The 19501-nt window shown below is 62.9% G+C and carries 16 protein-coding genes; 6 read left to right on the top strand and 10 right to left on the bottom strand.

All coding sequences use genetic code 11. The features are described from left to right. Positions 1-397 precede the first annotated feature (397 nt). Positions 398-1048, bottom strand: coding sequence for an SMI1/KNR4 family protein (locus tag EO094_RS05460; RefSeq protein ID WP_128291239.1), 651 nt, complete (start codon positions 1046-1048; stop codon positions 398-400). A gap of 1115 nt (positions 1049-2163) precedes the next feature. Beyond that, a complete protein-coding gene (locus EO094_RS05455) occupies positions 2164-2979 on the bottom strand; it encodes an alpha/beta fold hydrolase (RefSeq protein WP_246008368.1) in 816 nt (271 codons plus the stop codon). Between the two features lie 182 nt (positions 2980-3161). On the opposite strand from EO094_RS05455, the gene EO094_RS05450 reads away from it, so the two are divergent. Further along, the gene (locus EO094_RS05450) at positions 3162-3551 is read left to right on the top strand and encodes a winged helix-turn-helix transcriptional regulator (protein ID WP_128291238.1); all 390 of its coding nucleotides are present in this window, start codon (positions 3162-3164) and stop codon (positions 3549-3551) included. Positions 3552-3682: 131 nt separating this feature from the next. Here the strand turns inward: EO094_RS05450 and EO094_RS05445 are convergent, their stop codons facing one another. Both EO094_RS05445 and EO094_RS05440 read right to left on the bottom strand, forming a co-directional pair. Then, positions 3683-3925 (bottom strand): pyridoxal-phosphate dependent enzyme, encoded by a 243-nt coding sequence (locus EO094_RS05445; RefSeq protein WP_342772730.1) that lies wholly within the window; start codon positions 3923-3925, stop codon positions 3683-3685. A 337-nt stretch (positions 3926-4262) separates the two neighbouring features. Continuing rightward, positions 4263-4640 (bottom strand): hypothetical protein, encoded by a 378-nt coding sequence (locus tag EO094_RS05440; RefSeq protein WP_128291236.1) that lies wholly within the window; start codon positions 4638-4640, stop codon positions 4263-4265. Positions 4641-4814: 174 nt separating this feature from the next. Here EO094_RS05440 and EO094_RS05435 point away from each other — a divergent pair, with 174 nt between their 5' ends. Next, positions 4815-5969 (top strand): DNA cytosine methyltransferase, encoded by a 1155-nt coding sequence (locus EO094_RS05435; RefSeq protein ID WP_128291235.1) that lies wholly within the window; start codon positions 4815-4817, stop codon positions 5967-5969. A gap of 4 nt (positions 5970-5973) precedes the next feature. Beyond that, positions 5974-6411 carry a very short patch repair endonuclease gene (locus EO094_RS05430; protein WP_128291234.1) on the top strand — a complete coding sequence of 146 codons (438 nt, stop codon included), beginning with the start codon at positions 5974-5976 and terminating at the stop codon, positions 6409-6411. On the opposite strand, the gene EO094_RS05425 is transcribed toward EO094_RS05430, so the two are convergent. Both EO094_RS05425 and EO094_RS05420 read right to left on the bottom strand, forming a co-directional pair. After that, on the bottom strand, positions 6358-7197 hold the full coding sequence (locus tag EO094_RS05425; protein WP_205649826.1) for a hypothetical protein: 840 nt from the start codon (positions 7195-7197) through the stop codon (positions 6358-6360). The two genes, EO094_RS05430 and EO094_RS05425, sit on opposite strands and share 54 nt — an antisense overlap. Before the next feature lie 265 nt (positions 7198-7462). Beyond that, positions 7463-8434 (bottom strand): threonine dehydratase, encoded by a 972-nt coding sequence (locus EO094_RS05420; RefSeq protein ID WP_128291232.1) that lies wholly within the window; start codon positions 8432-8434, stop codon positions 7463-7465. Positions 8435-8556: 122 nt separating this feature from the next. On the opposite strand from EO094_RS05420, the gene EO094_RS05415 reads away from it, so the two are divergent. After that, a complete protein-coding gene (locus EO094_RS05415) occupies positions 8557-9387 on the top strand; it encodes a helix-turn-helix domain-containing protein (RefSeq protein WP_128291231.1) in 831 nt (276 codons plus the stop codon). Between the two features lie 158 nt (positions 9388-9545). After that, positions 9546-9995 carry a GNAT family N-acetyltransferase gene (locus tag EO094_RS05410; protein WP_128291230.1) on the top strand — a complete coding sequence of 150 codons (450 nt, stop codon included), beginning with the start codon at positions 9546-9548 and terminating at the stop codon, positions 9993-9995. Between the two features lie 9 nt (positions 9996-10004). On the opposite strand, the gene EO094_RS18675 is transcribed toward EO094_RS05410, so the two are convergent. Further along, complete coding sequence (locus EO094_RS18675; protein ID WP_246008367.1) at positions 10005-10727, bottom strand: putative bifunctional diguanylate cyclase/phosphodiesterase; 723 nt, start codon at positions 10725-10727, stop codon at positions 10005-10007. Continuing rightward, positions 10724-12532, bottom strand: a complete 1809-nt coding sequence (locus EO094_RS05400; protein WP_128291228.1) for a sensor domain-containing diguanylate cyclase — start codon at positions 12530-12532, stop codon at positions 10724-10726. The genes EO094_RS18675 and EO094_RS05400 overlap by 4 nt, the downstream gene beginning before the upstream one ends. A gap of 452 nt (positions 12533-12984) precedes the next feature. Between EO094_RS05400 and EO094_RS05395 the strand changes: the two genes are divergently transcribed. Next, positions 12985-16947 carry a PIN domain-containing protein gene (locus tag EO094_RS05395; protein WP_128291227.1) on the top strand — a complete coding sequence of 1321 codons (3963 nt, stop codon included), beginning with the start codon at positions 12985-12987 and terminating at the stop codon, positions 16945-16947. 332 nt (positions 16948-17279) lie between these two features. Here EO094_RS05395 and EO094_RS05390 read toward each other — a convergent pair whose 3' ends face one another. Together EO094_RS05390 and EO094_RS05385 are read right to left on the bottom strand one after the other, a co-directional pair. Further along, positions 17280-17747 (bottom strand): transglycosylase SLT domain-containing protein, encoded by a 468-nt coding sequence (locus EO094_RS05390; protein WP_246008427.1) that lies wholly within the window; start codon positions 17745-17747, stop codon positions 17280-17282. Between the two features lie 115 nt (positions 17748-17862). Next, the gene (locus tag EO094_RS05385; RefSeq protein WP_164879562.1) at positions 17863-19500 is read right to left on the bottom strand and encodes a flagellar hook-length control protein FliK; all 1638 of its coding nucleotides are present in this window, start codon (positions 19498-19500) and stop codon (positions 17863-17865) included. Between the last annotated feature and the right edge of the window lies 1 nt (position 19501).

The raw sequence follows: 19501 nt of genomic DNA, 5'->3' as shown, positions 1-19501 counted from the left end.
GCAGGGGCCAATGTCGCGGCAGTTTCCTCCGTCCAAGTCCAGAGAGTGGCGGCAAGTCCGGCCGCCGTGATGCAGATCGTGGCCATCACGGTCCGCCAATGCGTCATGTGAGCCAGTCCTTCCGTGCCCGATGTCCTCAATATGATAAATTTGGTCGATCAGGTCGCCATAGCAGACGATCCGATCCTATGGCCTCCGTGGCAAAAAACGAAAGTGAACGCCGCACTTCCGTTCTGGGCTGAGACCGGATCGACAGCTTTGTAGCAGCATCCAACGGGAAGCTGCCGTTCCGCAATCGAGAAATCGGAGCGGCGGGTTCGATCGCGGGGTTGGGTGGATAATTTCCATTCTGCCTCCGAGACGAGTTCCCCAAGAGCTACCGCTACCGTGCCCCCCTCTATTGCGAGCCCTGCCCCTGCTGATCGTGCGGCCCCGCGGGATTGATGCCGCGATAGAGAACTCCGCCTTCTTCCGTCAGGGTCGCGCGACGCAGTCCAGAGAAGAACGCCTCGAAATTCGGCCACACTGTTTCGAACGTCATCTCGCTCCTCGGTGCCGAGTGTCCGTCATAGAACAGGACGACCCTCGGCTCGCGTCGCCCATCGCTATAATCGAGGCAAAGATACTCGTCCCAACCCTGCTGTGCGATGCGAACGAGCCGCTCCGCTCCCGGAAGATACGTCTCCCAGGAGCCGTCTGGATCGTGGTCGAACGTCGCCTGCAACTCGGTCATCGTATCGAGGTCACCGACGGGTCGAAGACCATCGTCGGGCAGGCTGGTGCGCCAGTGCCGCTCAAAATCATCGCCTGCGTCGAGGGGTGCGTCGGGCGTTATGGCGGAAAATACGAAGTCGGTGCTGCCGCCATTCTGGCGCAGGTAGAGTTCCCTCAGAAGGCTGGGCAGGGTGATGTCGAGACGTTCCTCGATTGCGGCGATCAAAGCGACATTCGCCACAGGAGGATCCGACCAGTGAGGCTCGCCTCGAAAGAACGTGTCCGTGGTCGGCCCTTGCTCCTCCAGCACCTCGTTGAAACCGCCTGAGCCCATAATGCACCCGCTCTCGCCAGACCTTTCCGTAGCAACTGACGCGGAGTCCGCATACGGCAAGCGGTAGAGAGTCTGGGAAGGGCGGAGATGGGTCGTGAGCGGGGATAGGAGGTTGGACTGGAAACGGCATCTATCCAGTGCACCCACTCCAGACCGGACAGTCAGCAATCGTCCCGTCGTGACGGCGCTACATAGGGCTCGGACGGATGGAAACCGGCAGCAGGCCACAGCTCCCGCCCTATTCCTCTTTCGAACAATATCTCATTGTGGACGGCAAGGCTGACCACACGCGCAGCGCGGTGGGGTTTCCGTCTCGAACTGCGGCAGCTACGCATTGAGCTGTTCTACCGGCCCTCCACAGCGGCCTTGCTTGCGCCCCTTCCACGACACTACGAGAGCGCGAGGTTAGTTAGGCTGGCCCGCTTACCTGGCCCCGCTTACCTGGCCCCGCTTACCTGGCAGGACGGAACGTATTCGACCGGCAGCATCGCAAAAATGAACGATACAAGTTACTCGAATAAAGGCCCGCTCCATTACATTTGGCCATTGGGAATGACCGTGGCAGGCACAGCTGGAGTTCTCTTTGGATTTTGGGGGTTAATGCGCTACTGCGGAGTAACATTCATCTCCGATAGCCCCTATTGCTCTGAAGAGGGGGAATTCCTCTTTGTGGCCCTGATTCTCATGGGCATCGTGATCGCCCCGACGGCACTGATCGTCCTGATCTGGCGGCTCCTTCGCTCCCTCCGCTGACTTTGTCGCAGCGACCGCTCAGGCGAGCAGTTCTGACATCGTTCCGCGTCTCGCATCCTACGGAAAGACGATCCTGAACTCGCGACTCGTCTGCCCCCGGCAAAACGCGCACTCCGCGTCTTGACGCGCATCTCCCCGCCCCACGAACCGCAGCTCGTTCCTCGCAGTCCGGCGCCGAAGGTCAGGCCGGCGACCCTGCCGGGCCGGCAACCTGCTCCTGGCATCGTCTTTTGCGAAGGGTTTCATGCACGATGTCACGATCCGCGCCTTCGCCCCGGCGTCGGACACCGAAAACCTCTGAAAGATCTCACGCGACCGCAGAGTCTACTGCGGCTTGATTTGTCGGGGTCGGAGCAGCTCAATCACAGCCCGTCGATCCACGCCGTCAGCGCGGCGTTCACGTCTTCGGGACGGTCCTGCATGATCCAGTGCCCGGCATGCTCCCACGCTTCGACCTTTGACGCTGGATGAGAGAACCAGGGCCGCATCCGCTCGGCTTGCGCGTCGTCGCGGCACAAATGATAGACCGGCACGCGAAGCTTGCGACAGAAGACTTCGCTCTGCGCGCCGACGCCGACCTGATTGGCCCCTAGAAACAGTGGGCCGAACGTCTCACGCACCACATGGGCGGGCATGCCCTGGACCCGCCGCGCGTGCCAGCGCTTCATCGCCGGAGCCGTGGCAGGATCGTAGAACTGTTCGAAGAGCGCAGGCGCGACCGATCCAGGATCACCAGTGCCGAGAGCGGCGCTGACCTTCTGGAATACTGGAGTGAGGTTTTCGGCGAACCCCAAAGAGCCATCTACCGACACGACGGCATCCACGATGTCGGGGCGCTTGGCTGCAAGCCGGGCGGCAAGCTGCCCGCCCATCGAATGCCCGACCAGCACGAACCGCTCTGTCGGATATCCGGTGTCGATGAACGCCTCCAGGTCCGAGACGTAGTCGGCAGGGTCGTAGGCGCCTGACGGCACGACCTCCGACCAGCCGTGCCCACGCAAATCGACGGCCACGGTGCGATAGCGACTTTCCAGAACGGGAAGCTGCCAGCACCAATCGTTCGAGTCCGCCGTCCATCCGTGGAGCAGGAGGAGATTTCGGCCCTTGCCGCTTTCCGTCGAGAAAAGGCGGGCGGTTGTTCGCGCCGCTGCCGCCGCGCGGGCCGGCGCCATTGCCATGACGCCCGCAGCACCTGCAAAACCAAGCAGACTTCGCCTCGACAAACTCGGTTGATCCATTTCCATCTGGTCCTGATGCCGTTGTCGCGCCACTTCTCATAGAAGCTGACATCAAGATGCACATCGGATATCTAGGATCAATTACGCACCTGAAAGTGCGTAGATGGATGTGAGGATATCTAGTGGCTGATGGACACGATCCGGTTTTCTTTGCCGATTGCGCGGCGCGATCCTTCTTCGATCAGGTGGCGAACAAGTGGGCGGTGATGATCCTGACGATCCTCAGTGAGCGGCCGTCGCGCTTCAACGAGATGAAGCGCCGTATGGAGGGGGTCACCCACAAGGCACTGACTCAGGCGCTGCGCCGGCTGGAGCGCAATGGCCTGCTCTCACGCCGGGTCCTAGCAACCTCGCCTGTCGCCGTAGAATACTCCATCACCCCCCTCGGGCAGACGCTGCAAGTTCCCTTCCGGGCAGTCTATGACTGGTCAATCGAAAATCTCGATAAAATAGAAGAAGCCAAACGGCGCTATGATGCCATGCAGGCTGACCACGGCTCGGCGGACGCTTAAAGCCCTCGTCCCGCCTCGCGAATGTCCGCTGTTATGAAGCATAACAATCGCCGGAACGGCGCCCCTCGGCAAAATCGCGCCCGGCGATCTCGACATGCACACCACCGCCCCCAGTCTGACCTCCACCGCATCTAAGCGACCGGCGTTTGGCCCGAGAGAATCTGCCGGAAGACGGGCATGTCGATATTGCCCCCGGTCAGGATGAGGGCGACGCGTTTGCCGCGAAAACGTTCGCGCGCGCCCATCAGCGCGGCCAGAGGCGCAGCACCCGCCCCTTCCGCCATGTTGTGCGTGTCGGTGTAGAGAATGCGGATTGCCTCGGCGATTTCGTCCTCGCCGACCTGCAAGGTGGCGTCGGACATTCGGCGTGCCAAGACGGCCGGCCCGGCTGTGCGGACAGTAGGCCGACAAGTCTGGATGCTGGCATCTCACAAGGTTTGAACGCCAATACCCCGCCGTCGCGCGTCCCGCCTAAGACACCGGGCGAAGCCCGTAACGGTCGGCGGATCGGAGAGCGCAGCAAAAAGCCAGGATCTGGCCAAGCGATTGCAGAGCGGCCGCTCCATCCTCACCCTCGCCCCTGCAAAGTAGCCACCGCCCACGGACCGCTTTCGCGACCATTCCACGGCGCCGAGAACCCGTCCGGGGCCATTCTCGCAACACCACCCTCTCGGGCAAGCCGAAAGCCGGGCCTCGCCCGCAGGTCACGCCCTACTTGCCAGCGACCGCCGTGAGAATGGCGAGCGACATGAACGAAAAGAAACAACCGCCCATGGAAAGAAACATGATATTTCTTTCCCGACGAAACTCCTTCTTCGTAAACAGATATCCGAGCCGCTCCGAACTCTGAGCCGCGCGCCGCCCCATAGTCGAAGGCTTCATATCGATCAAACTAAGTTTTCCGATAACTATAAAAGTATTAATAAACCCGGCAAAAAAGCTGATAGTGAAAAGCGCCATCAAAGCGCTCCTGACAAATTCAATATCAATCAGATCCATCTGCTCTCCCCTCACCGGGATCGACATCTGAGGCTCATCCTGCGCCCCGCCCAAGAGACTGATCGCCCGGCGCGGCTCTGTCAAAACCAACAGCCGCTCCGATCACCAGCGAGGCCGAACGCGTGCTGCGAGAAGGCCATAGGCGGTTTGTCTGTTAGGAAATCGAGAAACCGTGTTTCCACCGACCAACCAGCGTTGTATGGGTACCCTACGTGAACAAAAAGCGAATCACGTGAGAGGCCGTCAAACGCGGGATCGGGAAGTTTGCAAGTCGCAGGACTCTTTGCTGGCATCGGCGGTCTGGAGATCGGTCTCGCAGCAACTGGTCACCATCCAGTGCTTCTCAGCGAGATATCCGAACCGGCGCGAGCCGTCCTGGCTGCCAAGTTTCCTGATATCGAGTGTGCCGGCGATGTGCGCGCGATCCAAAATCTCCCCAGCAGCGTAGATTTGATCACTGCGGGATTCCCTTGTCAGGACCTCAGTCAGGCAGGCACAACAAAGGGTATCACGGGTGAGCGTTCCGGCCTTGTCGGACAGATCTTCCGTCTATTGGATGACCATCCAACGCCGTGGGTCGTCCTGGAGAACGTTTCATTTATGCTACAGCTCGACGCCGGGCGCGGCATGCGCACTATCGTTGAGGCGTTTGAGGAGAGGGGCTACAGGTGGGCCTATCGCGTGGTGAATACGCTAGCTTTTCTGCCGCAGCGACGCGAACGGGTAATTTTCATCGCAACCACCAGCGATATCGATCCGGCCAGTGTAGTGCTGGCAGATGAAGCCGAAGCCCCGACGCCAGAAACGCGTCTCGAGACCCACGCGCATGGTTTCTATTGGACCGAAGGTGTGCGCGGTCTGGGATGGGCACCAGATGCCATCCCCACGCTGAAGAATGGATCCACGATCGGGATACCTTCGCCCCCGGCGATTCTGCTGCCCAACGGCGACGTCGTTACCCCGGACATTCGTGATGCCGAACGGCTTCAAGGGTTCTCCAGAGACTGGACGCTTGAAGCCGAGAAAGTCGCTCGGCCATCGAGCCGCTGGTCACTGGTAGGCAACGCCGTATCCGTGCCTGTCGCGGAATGGATCGGACAGAGACTGTCAATGCCAGGTGGATACGACTGTGCCAGAGACCGCGCGTTGCCGGCGAATGGCCGCTGGCCGCGTGCCGCTCGCTACGATGGAACAAACCGCCTCGCAGTAGAGATAAGTGGCTTCCCCGACTATCGGCCGCGCGCGCCGTTGGCCGAGTTCCTGCAACATCCGGGAAAGCCGCTATCGGTAAGAGCGAGTCAGGGTTTCCTGTCCCGCACCGAGCGCAGCAGCTTGCGGTTTGTGCCCGGGTTTCGAGACCGGGTGCGCCAGCACCTTCACCGTATGATGGTTTCTGCCAACAACATCGCTGCGGAATGAGCTGATGGGACAACCGGTCCCCACGACGGCGGAACGCAGCGCCCTTATGGGCCGGGTGCGCCAGAAGGAGACCTCACCGGAGCTGAGGATCGCATCACTGCTCCGAGAATTGGGCGTCGGATACCGCAAGAATGTACGCGCGCTGCCCGGCTCCCCCGACTTCGCCAACCGGAAACGGCGCTGGGCAATCTTCGTCAACGGCTGCTACTGGCATCACCACACAAACTGTCGAAAAGCCACAGTACCCAAAGCGAACCGAGACTTCTGGTGGGCGAAGTTTCAACGAAACCGTCAGCGCGATGCGCATGCTATTCGTGAGCTTAGACGGGCAGGCTACCGCGTCGCCGTTATCTGGGAGTGTCAGGGCGAAGAGGCCCGCAAGCGCGTCCTAAAGCTGACTGAACCGAGTCGCATAGATGTGGGTCAGACGGTCGATAAGTGAGTTGTAGTGGTCGACGTCGCCTGGCTGCGGTGCCGGCGGATCGGTAACCAGAGAAACCGGAGAGCCGTCATTACGGCATTCTACGACTGCGATTGCCAGCGCGTCATAACCCACGTCGCCGAGACGCGACCGACGAGGAAGCTCACGCACCTTCTCGATCGCGGTGGTCGTCGCATGGGGCTGGCGGTGCCGGTTCCATACGGGCCCTACCCGCTGGATATCTTGATTGCGGCCGGGACTGAGAAACTCGTCGGCAAAGTTGACCATCACGAAGCCAGCTGCGATCGCCTGATCAGTCGCGCCGTGAACAGTAGCGTGCGAAGAATTCAGTTCGTCGTAAAGCCTCGGCCGAGCCTTCGAATGCTCGGTCATGCAGGCCTTCGCTTCAAGCGCCATGAGAACCGCACCCACTGGCGCCATTGTAAGCGCCGGAAGGCCTCGCAGAATCTGCTGTTCGGTGGCGGTCAGCTGTACATCGTACCGTAGAGCGAGAGCCGAAAGGGTCATTTCCTCAGAGACGACGGAGCCGGTTGCCGCCGTGCAGAGTACAAGATCGAGATCCTTCTTCCGATTGTTGGTGAAGTCACGCATTTCGTGATTGATGCCGAAATGTACGAGACCCGATTCGACGTGCTCCCTCAGAAGCGTGCTACGCTGCATGAGGTCGAAAATTATCGCCCAGCAAGCCACCTTCGAGTGATGATCGCTTCGAGAGTTGTACTGCCAGTGATTGCCTCGTTTATCCGGCCGAGTAACTGCGCTCAGCGTACGTGCGAGAATTTCCAATCCAGCCATCTACAACCCGCGACCTAATAACCGTGCATAGGTAGCGGTGCCGATGATCTGTGTCGACTCCGTGCGATTATAAGTGAACAGAAGACCTCCGCCGGCCGGGGCAAACGAGGCACAGAGCAGGTGGACGGTAGTGTCGATGCCGCCCAGGCCCATCCTGCGCCCCCTTTAGAGAAACTGCATTCCATCCCCTCGGCAAAATCGCGCCCTGCGATCTCGACCCGCACGCCGCACCCTCCCGGCTTGACCTCCACCGCATCTAAGCTACCGGCGTTTGGCCCGAAAGAATCTGCCGGAAGACGGGCATGTCGATATTGCCGCCGGTCAGGATGAGGGCGACGCGTTTGCCGCGGAAGCGTTCGCTCTCGCCCATCAGCGCAGCCAGAGGCGCGGCGCCCGCCCCTTCTGCCATGTTGTGCGTGTGGGTGTAGAGAATGCGGATTGCCTCGGCGATTTCGTCCTCGCCGACCTGCAAGATGCCCGCCGCGCCGTTCAGAATGATCTCCAGCGCCTCCGGCTGAGGCTCGCGGCAGGCCACGCCGTCGGCAAATGTGCGCGCGGTCGAGGTCGGCCGGGGGCGGCCGGCCTCGAAGGATTGCGCAAAGGCCGGCGCGTTTCGGGCGACCACGCCCCAGATCTCCGTCTTCAGCCCCAACAGATCGCGCAGCGTGATCAGGCTGCAGATCCCCGATCCCATGCCGACCGGAACGAGGACGGCATCGATATCGGCGTGGTCGGTGAACAATTCGTGGGCGTAGGTCGCAACGCCCGCAACGATATCGGGGTGGAAGGAGGGGACGAACGTAAAGCCGTGCGAGGCCTGATAGCCCGCCGCAATCTCCCGGCTTTCGTCGAAATCCTTGCCCGCGACGATGACTTCGCCGCCGAAAGCCGCCATCGCCGCGTTCTTTTCGCGCGAATTGCCTTCCGGAACGATGATTTTCGCCGGAATGCCGGCTCGGGCGGCGCCGATGGCGATGGATTGGCCATGGTTGCCGCGCGTCGCCGTCACCAGGCCGGGCGGCAGGGCGCCGGCGCGGCGCATTTTTTCGACATAAAACAGCCCACCCCGCGCTTTGAACGAGCCGGTGGGCGTGTGGTTTTCATGCTTGACGATGACCTCCGCCCCGGTTCGGCTCGCGAGAAGAGGCCAGGCATAGGCCGGTGTCGGCTTGACGGTCGTGCCGACGACGGCAACGGCGGCGTCCAGGTCGTTCAGGGTGAAGAGCATTGCAAAATCCTTGCGTGGCAATGGCTCTCGGATCATGCCCCCCGCGTGCCCCGGCGGGCTTTCATGAATCCGATGCGAAATCGCCTGCGTCCATGAACTGCGGGTGAGGATGCCTCCGCAAAATGCTACGCTGCGGCATGACGACGACGCACAGCATGGGCGCTTACCCCACCGAGCCGGTCAGGACGTACGAGGACGCGACATGGCGCGTGGAGCTCCTCCCCCGGCAGGCCTACGAAACGCGCTACACGCCCGAACGACCTGTGATCGGCTTTGCGTTTGATCGCCAGAATGGCGTGCATGCCTTTGCGGGCGACAGGACCCGTGATTTTGCGGCGCGTGCGAACGGCTTCGCCTATCTGCCCGCCGGCTGCGAAATCTACTCGCGCTCTGAAGGCGGCGGCGAATACCTCAGAATTCTGCGCAAGAACGGCCAATATGCGAGGCCGCGCGAGCGGCACTTCAGCGATACGGCCCATCGGGCGGCGACCAATTCAGCCCACCGTTTGCGCCGGGAAATCCTGCTTCAAAACACCCGCGATCCCCTCGCGATCGAAGCGCTGGCCCTCGACCTCGAGCGTGCGGCAACGGCGATCATCGATGGGGCGGAACCTCGCGATTTGGCGGCGCAATGGATGACGCAGAGACGCATGAACCGTGTCGAGGCGATCATCGAAGCCCGCTTTGCCCAGGCTTTGACTGTCGCCGAATTGGCCGAGGCCCTTAATCTATCTGCCGATTTTTTCACCCGCGCCTTTCGCGCGGCTTTCGGCCGGACCCCGCGCGACGCCATCATCGACCGCCGCATTCGCCATGCACGCGATCTGCTGTTGAAGAGCGATGCGCCGTTGGCCGCAATCGCCCTGGCGAGCGGATTCTCCTCTCACGCCCATATGACCGCACAGTTCAGCCAACGACTGGGCATGTGCCCAAGCCAATTTCGGCGGGCATGATGTCGATGGCTGCAGGCTCTGCGGCCCCACAGCAAAACGCGCATCCCGCGTCTTGACGCGCATCTCCCAGCCCGACTAACCGCAGCTCGTTCATCGCGGTCCGGCGCCGGAGTTAAGACCGGCGACCTGCTCCGGGCATCGTCTTTTGCGAGGGGTTCATGCACGATGTCACGATCCGCGCCTTCGACCCGGCGACGGACACCGAAAGACTTTCAAAAATCTGGCTCGACGCCTCGCTCCTGGCGCATCCCTTCATCGGCCGCGACCGGCTCCTGGAACAGCGGCGTCTCATCGAAGAGAGATATCTTCCCGCGGCCGAGACATGGGTCGCATGTCGAAGCGGCGAGCCCGCGGGCTTCATCAGCCTGATGGAGAATTTCATCGGCGGCCTGTTCGTCGCCCCCGCGCATCAGAAAAAAGGCATCGGCCGCCGCCTGATCGCCCATGCCTTCACGCGCCGCGACGAACTCACCCTCGAAGTCTACACGGAAAACGCGGGCGCCCTGCGCTTCTATCTGGCGCAAGGCTTTGAGGAAATCTCGCGCCGCCCCCGAGACGATGAGGGCTTTCCGTTCGAAAACGCCCGCCTGCGCAGGCCGGCGCGCTGAGGCACCCGCTTACGCCACCGCCTGCATCTCCCCCGTTTCTCCCGCCTCTCCCCCGTCCATCTCTGCCCCCTCCATTTTTCCCAGGGCCGCCCTGTCCTTCGCCAGGCGTTCGAACGGCGCCGTGCCGCAGGCGAGAAGGCGTGCGAGTTCGCTCGCCGGCCGCGGTTCGCTGAAGAGATAGCCCTGCACCTCGGTGCAGCCCTCGCGCGACAGGCGTTCCAGCTGTTCGGGCGTCTCCACCCCCTCCGCCGTCGTCAGCATCTGCAGGCTCCGCCCGAGCCCGGTGACGGCGCGGATGATCGCCATCGCCTCCGGCCGGTCGGAGAGTTCGCGCACGAAGGACTGGTCGATCTTGAGCTTGTCGAAGGGGAATTTCTGCAAGTAACTCAGCGAGGAATAGCCGGTGCCGAAATCGTCCATGGAAATTCGGATGCCGAGATCCTTGAGCTCCTGCAGCACCGCCACATTCCCCGCGCTGCCGTGCAGCAGCACCGATTCCGTAATCTCCAGCTCAAGCCGCGCCGGATCGAGCCCGGATTCCTGAAGCGCCTCGACGACGGTCTCCACGAGCCTTTTGCTCTTGAACTGCACCGGCGACAGATTGACGGCGATCTTGATCATCTCCGGCCAGCCCGCCGCCTCCGCGCAGGCCTGCCGCAACACCCATTCGCCGATCGGCACGATGAGGCCGATCTCTTCGGCGACCGGAATGAAGGCATCGGGCGGGATCATGCCGCGTTCGGCATGCCGGGCTCGAAGAAGCGAAACGTGCTGCGCCCGTCGGCCTTGGCGCGGTAGAGCGCCATATCGGCGTTCTTCAACAGCGTATCCGCCTGGCATCCGTCCAAGGGCGAGAACGCAATGCCGATGCTGGTGCCGACGGCGACCTGATGGCCGTCGATATCGAAAGGCTTTTCGATCGCCTCGATGAACCGGCCGGCGAGCCCGCTCGCATCCGAGGGATCGTCGAGATCGGCCTGGATGATGGCGAATTCGTCGCCGCCGAGCCGCGCCACGAAATCCGTCTCGCGCAGCGTGCGGTTGAAGCGCTCCGCCACCGCCTGCAACAGCTTGTCGCCGATCGGATGGCCGAGCGTGTCGTTGACGCCTTTGAAATGGTCGAGGTCGAGGCAGAGGACGGCGAGCGCCCCCTCGCTCCGCCGGGCGCGCAGAAGATCGGCTTCGAGCCGCGTGCGGAAGAGAAGCCGGTTCGGCAGATCGGTCAGCGCGTCGTGATGGGCCATATGCTCCACCCGCGCCTCCGCCTTGCGCCGTTCGGTGACGTCGATCACCGACAGGAGAATGACCGGCCGCCGCTCCACAAAAAGCTCGCGCGCATAGGGAAACACCTCGATCCGCCGCCCGTCCGCCGTCACATGGATCCACGATTGCTCCACCGGCCGCGCCGCCTGGCCTGCCCCCGAGCGCGTGTCCGAGAGCGTCTCCAGAAACTCGCGCATGCGCGTGCGGTCGCCGGGGGCGGCGACATCGAGCACATCCATCGTCAGAAAGTCCTCAGGCCCATAGCCGTAATGCGCGCTCGCCGCCCGATTGACGCGGATGATCTGGCGGCTTTCCTTGTCGACGAGCCACATCGGCACGGGATTGTCGTCGAAGAGCGTGCGCAGCGCCTCCTCGCGCGCGCGAATATCGGCGATGTCGCTCACCGTCACCGAGACGAGATCGCCCGTCGGCGCCACGCCGAAGCGCAGATGCCGCGCGCCCGCCTCCCCCTCGAACGCCGCCCCCTCGAACGTCGCCCCCTCAAACGTCGCCCCTTCAAACGTCGCTTCAAAATGCGTCCGCCCCCCATCGCAGACGCAGGCGAGCAGGGCCGAAACGAGATCCTGCCCCGGAAACAGCCCCGCAAGATCGGACATTCTTTGCCAGGAGAGCGCCCCCGCCTCCCGGTCGAGGAGCCTTGCTGCCGCCTGGTTCAAGGCGATGATCTCGAAATCGACCGCCGCCCCCGCCCGGTCGCGGATCGCCTGCAGCGCCAGCATCCCCTCCATCGTGGCGACGAACATCGTCTCCAGAAGATCCTGCCGCGCCGCGTGCTCGTCGAGAAGCAGGATGAAGCTCACCGGCCCCCACCTGTTCGAGAGCGGCAGCGCCCAGAGATCGTAGGTGGCGATCGCCCCGTTGACGATCATATGCGTCTCGACGCGCTCCGGCCGACAGCTTTCCTCGGCGCGCGCGATGACCTCGCAAACGGCGCGGGCGCGGTCGCGGCGAAGCCCGGAGACCACCGCCGCACCATTCTCCCCGCCATCGGCATCGCCAGCAGTGTCGGCCCAGGCGGCAAAGGCGGGGCCGATGCGCAGAAGCCGCAAATCCTCCGCCTCGCCGGCATCGCGAAACGCCAGCGCCTTCATCTCGATGAGCCGCCCAAGATGCCCGAGCGCCACGCTCTCATAAGACGGCAGCGTCTCGCCCGGCCGAATTTCCGAAGCCCAACGCCGCAAAAAATGCTGCACCGGATTGTCGAGACGCAAACCCGCCTTCGCCGCCCCAGTCTCTCTCTCGTGCCCGGTCATCTCACCGCTTCGATCATCTTGACGTCAGTATCGATATCACTTGCCCCCCCCGAAACCCCCAAGGATATCGTCAGACGTAACGGCGAGTTCTAACCAAACCGTAAGAGTTTACTGCAATAAAACTGTCACAATACACGCAACGCTGGCATCTTTCGGAGATCCCATCCGAAGAGGCGAGCCAGTTTGCGAATTTTCTCAAGAAACCGCCCAAACCCCTGCCATTGCGAGGCGGCCGAAGGGTGGCGGCACGATAAGCCTGGGAATTACCGCCTGGCCGGCCTTAGACGGCGAGCGACGATAGTGGCATCGTTCACAGACAAGCCTAGCGTATCGCGTCACTGAGTCTTATGACTAATCAATACTCCCCGGCCCCGGGTGATGAGCAACAAGTGATCGCAACCAGCCGGCGATGAGCGCAAAGAGAGGTGTTGCGGGAATGAGCAGGTACCGACGTGTCCAATGGGGTAGAATCTAGCAATAGCCTTCTGCCATCATCACCTCTCGGCCAGGACAGGAAAGCGACCATTCCGATCACGACGCGGCTCGCGATCGAAATTCCGAAGCCAAAGGATTGGCAGGCATTCCAGCGTAACTGCGTGTTGCTGTTCCGCACCGAGCTGAATGACCCTCACGCGCAGGAATATGGCCGCGGCGGGCAGAAGCAGGGTGGCATTGACATACTTGCCCGGCGCCACGGGCGGGACGATCACTTCGTTGGGGTACAGTGCCGGCTCATCACCAAGCCGATGAAGGAGAAGAAGATACTCTCCGATGCCCGCGAGGCGCTTAAGCTCAAGGCGGGCTTGAAGGAACTCATCTTCGCGACCACGGCACCGGACGACACGACCGCTTCCGACGCCGCTATCGCCGTCACCCGGACACTGAGGGCCGAAGGACACGACCTGACAGTCGTGGTTTACGGATGGGGTCAGCTGCAGACGATCATCGCGCTCCACGAGGTGGCGCATAACGCCTTCCATCCCTCTGCGGTCGCTAGCTCGACACCCCAGAGCATAACCGCGCCAGCAGGCACGCCCGAATTTGCGGCGTTCGTTGCGGCGCAAGTCGTGGAGCAAATGCGCGGCGCGACCCTGACCGTCGCGCCCCGTGAGGGTACTGCCAGCGCTGATGAAGATCCGGCGCTCCACGCCCGTATCGACACTTTCCGCGATCTTTTCAAGGATGAAGGCGAACCGCTGCTAGCCGAGAAGGGGCTGCGAGCAATCCTAGCAAAGGAAGACCTTTCGGCGGAGCCATGGGCGCGATACCGCGTCGAGACGAACCTCGGCTCGATTGCAATCGATCTTGGACGCGAGGCGGAAGCGGCCACCCACTTCGAGGCCGCGCACGCAGTCCGCCCAGGAGATCCCAACGCGCTGGCGAATCTGGCCTTGGCCCGGACCATACAGGGGCGGTTCGATGAGGCTATGACCGCGGCGAAAACCGCCCTCAATGGCGCCCCACGGGCGGATCACGCGGTAGGTTACCTGCTCCAAGCGGCCGCACGGTCGGACTGGCTGGGAGATCCCGAGACGCTTATCCCACCTGACCTGGTGGGCTCGGCGCAGGCGGACATCGGCATAGCGGAATTCCTGCGCCGCCGAGACGTACCAGGCTGGGCCGAACGAAGCCTCGAGATGGCGCGCCGCCATGCCGACGTACCGGAGTTCAAGCGTGTTCGCGCCATCGCCGTTCTGTCGCTGGCGGTCGAGTGCGGGGCGATCATCCCGGGCGGCCACGGTCCGGTGACCAACGTCGAGCTGAGCGCAGCAGCCGACGACATGAAGGCCCTAGCCGAACACTGCCTCGACATCGGGTTCGCCGATACGCACGACCTGATGGTCCATCTGAACAATGCCGCGGTCCTGCTCCGGCTCTGCGAGCGCCACGGCGAGGCCGAAGCACTCCTCGTGCGCGGGATGCCGAAGGTCGGCGATCAACCGCAACTGCGGCGACTGTTGGCCTTGATCCGCTCGGTTCGGGATCGGTACGAAGAAGCCATCGCCGGGCTCGATGGGGACACCGATCCGGAAAACCAGATCCTTCGTGCTGAGTTAAAAATCTCCGCTGGCCAGGCAGTCAGCGCCATGGCGGACGCGCGTGCAATCGAAACTGATGATCTGCCGGAGCGGCTACAACGGCTTCGGTGGCGGATCGTCGGCGAGTGCGCCCTGCGCATCAACGATCAGGCAAGCCTTGACGCGGCAGTTGCTGGCTTGCGCTCCCTTAACCCGCAGGATATCAGCGCGAGCCTGCTGCAGATTCGGAGCGAGCGGGAGACGGTGGCGGATGAGGACACCGCCCAAGAGCGGCTGCGAGCGCTGGCGGCATCCGTCCCAGCCGATTTCGACACGGTGTCCCGCTACTTCTTGGCCGATGAGCTGCGGAACCAGGATATGCCGGAGGAGGCATCGAGACTTCTCGAAGGGCATGTCGATCTGACACGGCGTAGCCCGTTGACATCTTTGTTCCTCCAGAGCTTGGCTGGGGCCCGTCGCGATGCAGCATTCCGGGCGGCTCTGGCCGAGGCCGCACCGGAGGTACTCAATGACCCGGAGACGCTCTGGACCGTCGCCGCGCACTCCTGGAACTTAGGCGACCTCACCGCCGCAATGACGGCCGTTGACGAATTGCTCGCCCAAGAGCCGGACCAGTCGCAGGCACGTCTGCTTAAGATCGAGATACTCGTTCGCCAGGACCGCTCCGTCGAACTCTTTGCGGAGTTGGAGAAGCCGCTCGAACGCTTGCTGTGGAAGCGACCGAGCGACCAGTTCCGCTTGGCGTCACTGCTCGGCCACTTCGGCTTCACAGAGCGCGCTGCCGACCTCGCGTACCGGCTGTTCCTGCAACATCGTGATCTGTCCCGGGCTTGGATGACGCTGTCAATGCTCGTCCTGGACGAAGGCCGAGGTGAGGAGGACAAGCCGCGGCTGTGGAACGCGTCGGAGGTCTGTTCGAACGCCGCGGTGGATCTCGTGTATGACGACGGCACTAAAGTTTTCTTCGTCGTCGAGCCGGACGCGGCTTTGCGAAAGTTCGACCCGGAGTCTTGGGAGCCTGACCACGCGGTGGCACGGTCCGTGACAGGGCTCAAAGCGGGTGAGCGCTTCACTGGGCCAGATGGACGCGAAGGCGTCGTTTGCCGAGTTCGTCACAAGTACGTCGCCCGGCTCCACTTCGTTATGGAGCATCACGAGACGCGCTTTCCTGAGATCACCGGCTTTAAGAGCGTATCGGTCGACGTCGAGCGGCATGGCGGACTCGACTGCCTGATCGCTGAAGTCAAGGCGCGGCGCGACTGGATCGAGGAGGAGGAAAGCCGATACCTCAACAGCCCGATGCCACTCGGCGTCCTCGCGCACCGGGTCGGGATGGACACGATCGAGGTGGCGAACGGGCTGGCCGGGCACGGCGTGAAGCTCAAGGTTGCGCTTGGCAACCTGGATGAGCGCGAGTCTGCCAGCGGGGCAGTCCGCGAGAACGCCCGCCGCGGTTGCGTGCTCGACCTCCTCGCGTTCTGGACGGCGTGGCGGCTTGATGCGCTCGACGCCGTGCAGTCAACCTGCGGGCGGATCCATCTGCCGCAGAGCGTGTTGGACCGGCTCCGGGGACGTCGAGAGCAGTTCGAGTTCTCGGCGCGCGACGGCCACAGGAGCGCAGGTTACGAGGACGGCAGGCTCGTGCTGCGTGAGGTGCCGGCGGAGGTGGTCGTCGGTCTGCGCGACGAGATCGACCGTGCTATTGCTTGGGCAGAGGCGAACGCGACAGTGTCGCCGGTGGTGGCGAGCGACGATCTGCCGGAGGGCTTGCGGAAGCATCTGCGCCTCGGGAGATCTGACATCTTCGACAGCCTAATCCTCGCCCGACAATCTGGAACATTGCTCGTCACCGACGACCTGCCCACGCGACAGGCCGACCGAATCGTGGGCGGTCACGGCGGCGCTTGGCTGCACGTGGTTTTCGGCATCGCCGTGGACTGGAAGCACGCCGATTTCGACCAGTACGTGCGCTGGTCGGCCGCCTTGGTCGATGCAGGACACAACTACCTTGGCATGTCAGGCGCGGACTTGGCCCACGCGGCGCGTCTCGACGCGGCTAAGGATGATGCGCCCGGCTATCTTTTTCGGACTTTGAGCAAAACGATCGGCGGTCGTGCGGCGGAAACAATCTCGCACGTGCAGGCGGTGGTCGCCTGCCTGGACGACCTCTGGACAGATCATCGCACCGTCAGCTACCGACAGCCGGTGACCGGGCATCTGCTGCGCCAGTTAGTTCGCGAACGGGATGGCGATTACCCAATTATCTTGCAGACCATTCTCGCTTTGTCGCACGGCACGTTCGGCCTGTCGGAATACGTGTGGGGTTGGTTGCGGGGCCACTTTCTGCTGCATGCGACGCTTAGAGAGGGGCGATGATGCGTCACGCGGGCACGCTCCCGAGCTTGGTATTCACCCTGAACCTTTCAATCGAGCACAACATCAGATGTCAAATCAGAAGCTCAACGGTGGCAGGAAGGACGTTGTCGGGGTCGAGCATTTAGAAGCGAACCAAGCGTGTGTCATCTATCTGCTCCAACCGCCTGTATGAACATCAGAAACCGTGAAGCGGACGAAAAGCGTGAGCGTTTTCCTTAGGTTTGCCAGTCTAACAGTCAGCTAAACAGATGTCCGCCAAAGAGCTTCGTATACCCGGAAGCGGTAGGTCCACTTTCGCCCCATCTCCGCCGTCCACTTCACCAGCCTACCCCCTACCCGCAAAACTCCTTCGATTCCTTCGTCCACGCCCCAAACCCCGTCGCCACCATGTTGGTGATGACGGCGCAGACATAGCGCTTCTGCGCCGGGTTGTTGTTGGGCCCGGCATGGTAGCGGGCAACGGCGAGCGTCCAGCTGCCCTCGCGCTTGCGAAGATTGGTCAAAAACCGCGCCGCGTAATCGACGTTCTTCTTCGGATTGAACATTTCGGCCGGGGACTCGAAATGTTCGGAATGGAAATAATGGTTGATCTGCATGCAGCCCATGTCGATCAGCTTGGACCCGGCGGCGCGCGAGCGTTTGAATTCGTCGAGGGCGTCGGCCACGCTCTTGCCGAAGAACGGGCGGCCGTGAATGTTCATGGCATAGGGCTGCAGCGAGCCTTTGCGCCCCGTCTCCGTCAGCCCGACGGCATAAAGAACGCCGAGCGGCACGCCGTATTTCTTCGCCGCGACCGCCATTTCGCGCTCGCAGATATTGCCGCCCGCAGCCTTCCCCGCCGCCTTGCCGGCCGCGCCGGCCCCGTCGCCGAGCGTGGCGGCCGCCCCCGCCGCCCCGCAGGTCGCCGCGATCAGGCTAAACGAACAGGCCGCCGCGAGAGCGGTTTTCCTCAGAAGCCTGGCCATGTCTCTGCTCCTCTGGGGTTTGGGTCTGTTGTCCGCCGCCATTCTGGCCGCCGGTTCCATTCTCGCCGGCCCCGCCCTGTTGCGTGCCGGCCTGCGGCCCGCCATTCGCGGAGCCGTTGCCCATCGCAAACGCGATGCCGGAGCGTGCCGCATTCGACGATGTATCGATCTGCGGCAGCGCGCGTTCAGACTGAATGGTCACGCTGTCGGGCTCCTGCCCGGCCGCCTTCAGGATCTCCGACAGCTTGTGGCTGTCCTCTTCCAGCATGCGGGCGGTCTCCGGCCGGCTCGCCTTCAACGTCACCGAAAGTTCGCCCTGGCGCATGCGGAGTTCCACCTGAACGGTGCCGAGCGATTCCGGGTGCAACTGGATGCGCAACAGCCGCGCCGGGCTGTTGAACGCCTGCTGCGCCGGCGAATTGGCAGATGCCGCGGAATTCGCCGAGCGCCCCGTCTCCGCGGTCTGCGATCCGCCGCCACCGCGGTTTTCTGCGACGATCGCATCCGCGATCCGCTTCAACTCGCCGCCCGGAAGCCCGGCATTGTCCCCGTCGGCCCCGGCCTCGGCCAGGTCCGCGGTCTTAGCGGTCGCAGCGCGAGTCTCGGCCAACTTCGCCGAGAGTGCGGCTTCTCCCCGCTCCTGCGCGCCCGCCCGGCCCTGACCGCGCGCCTCGCGCCCAAGCACCAGCTCCGGCCCCGCCGCTTGCGTGCTAAGCCCTTCCGCAGACACGGTTTTCTGCGACAGCTCGGCGGTCGAAAGCGCCTGTGCGAAGCGCGATCCGGGCGTCAGCACCGGCGCGAAGTTCGTTTCCTGCTGGATCACGTCGACCCGGTGCATGACGTAGGGAGTTGTCCCCGCCTCGCCAGAAAGCTTATATCCTTCAAAGGCTTGCGTGACGGCACGGGCGCCGGGGAAGAGCCCTGAGGCGCCATTCTGCGTCTTTGCCCCACCCGCCTCGTTGGTTTTTCCCGCATCGACGACGTTCGCGAGCGCATCCGCCGCGAAATCGATGGTTTGCGCAGCTTTTTCGCCCGATTTTGCCTCATCTGGGCGCGATTTATCCTGCGGTTTCGTACTCTCCTCGGCGGGCTCGGACGCCTGCAGATCCGACGAAATCTCTTTATCCGTCAGCGTGTTAGCGCCGTCGTCTGCGGTCTCTGCGGTCTTTTCCGCGCCCGCCTCGCCGGCCACCTTCGCCGCCGCGTCCTTTTCGCGTTTCTGCGCCTCGGCCCGGCGCATGGCGATCCGCGGGTCTTCGTCGGAAGTCTTTGTTTTCGTTTGGTTTTCCTGGCCCTCCGCACTGGCGATACGCCGCCTCAGCCGCGCCGCCGCATCCTCGGCGCCGCCGGTCTCGTCGGCCGCTTCACCGCTTGCGCCGTCGCGTCCTTTCGCGCCGGCATTTTTCTCTTTTATGTCAGTGTCTTGGGCTCTCGACGTGACATCTGCAGCGGGCTTTTTCTCCGCCTCCGCAGCGCCATTCTGCATGAGCTTCGCGAAGCCGTCCCCCGCCTCCGCCGCGCCCTTCCCGCCCGCACTCGCCTTGCCATCCGGCCGCGCCGGCCCTGTGAGAAAAGGTAGATCAGCCACG

This window comes from Afifella aestuarii (assembly GCF_004023665.1).
GTDB classification, from domain to species: Bacteria; Pseudomonadota; Alphaproteobacteria; order Rhizobiales; family Afifellaceae; genus Afifella; species Afifella aestuarii.
The sequence above is the reverse complement of the archived record's forward strand: the minus strand, read 5'-3'. Positions and strand labels throughout refer to the sequence as shown.

Bases quoted from the DNA above. Each gene is read 5' to 3' on its own strand.
- EO094_RS05460 (WP_128291239.1), bottom strand. From the start codon at position 1,048: ATGGGCTCAGGCGGTTTCAACGAGGTGCTGGAGGAGCAAGGGCCGACC.
- EO094_RS05455 (WP_246008368.1), bottom strand. From the start codon at position 2,979: ATGGCAATGGCGCCGGCCCGCGCGGCGGCAGCGGCGCGAACAACCGCC.
- EO094_RS05430 (WP_128291234.1), top strand. From the start codon at position 5,974: ATGGGACAACCGGTCCCCACGACGGCGGAACGCAGCGCCCTTATGGGC.
- EO094_RS05420 (WP_128291232.1), bottom strand. From the start codon at position 8,434: ATGCTCTTCACCCTGAACGACCTGGACGCCGCCGTTGCCGTCGTCGGC.
- EO094_RS05415 (WP_128291231.1), top strand. From the start codon at position 8,557: ATGCTACGCTGCGGCATGACGACGACGCACAGCATGGGCGCTTACCCC.
- EO094_RS05410 (WP_128291230.1), top strand. From the start codon at position 9,546: ATGCACGATGTCACGATCCGCGCCTTCGACCCGGCGACGGACACCGAA.
- EO094_RS18675 (WP_246008367.1), bottom strand. From the start codon at position 10,727: ATGATCCCGCCCGATGCCTTCATTCCGGTCGCCGAAGAGATCGGCCTC.
- EO094_RS05400 (WP_128291228.1), bottom strand. From the start codon at position 12,532: ATGACCGGGCACGAGAGAGAGACTGGGGCGGCGAAGGCGGGTTTGCGT.
- EO094_RS05390 (WP_246008427.1), bottom strand. From the start codon at position 17,747: ATGGCGGTCGCGGCGAAGAAATACGGCGTGCCGCTCGGCGTTCTTTAT.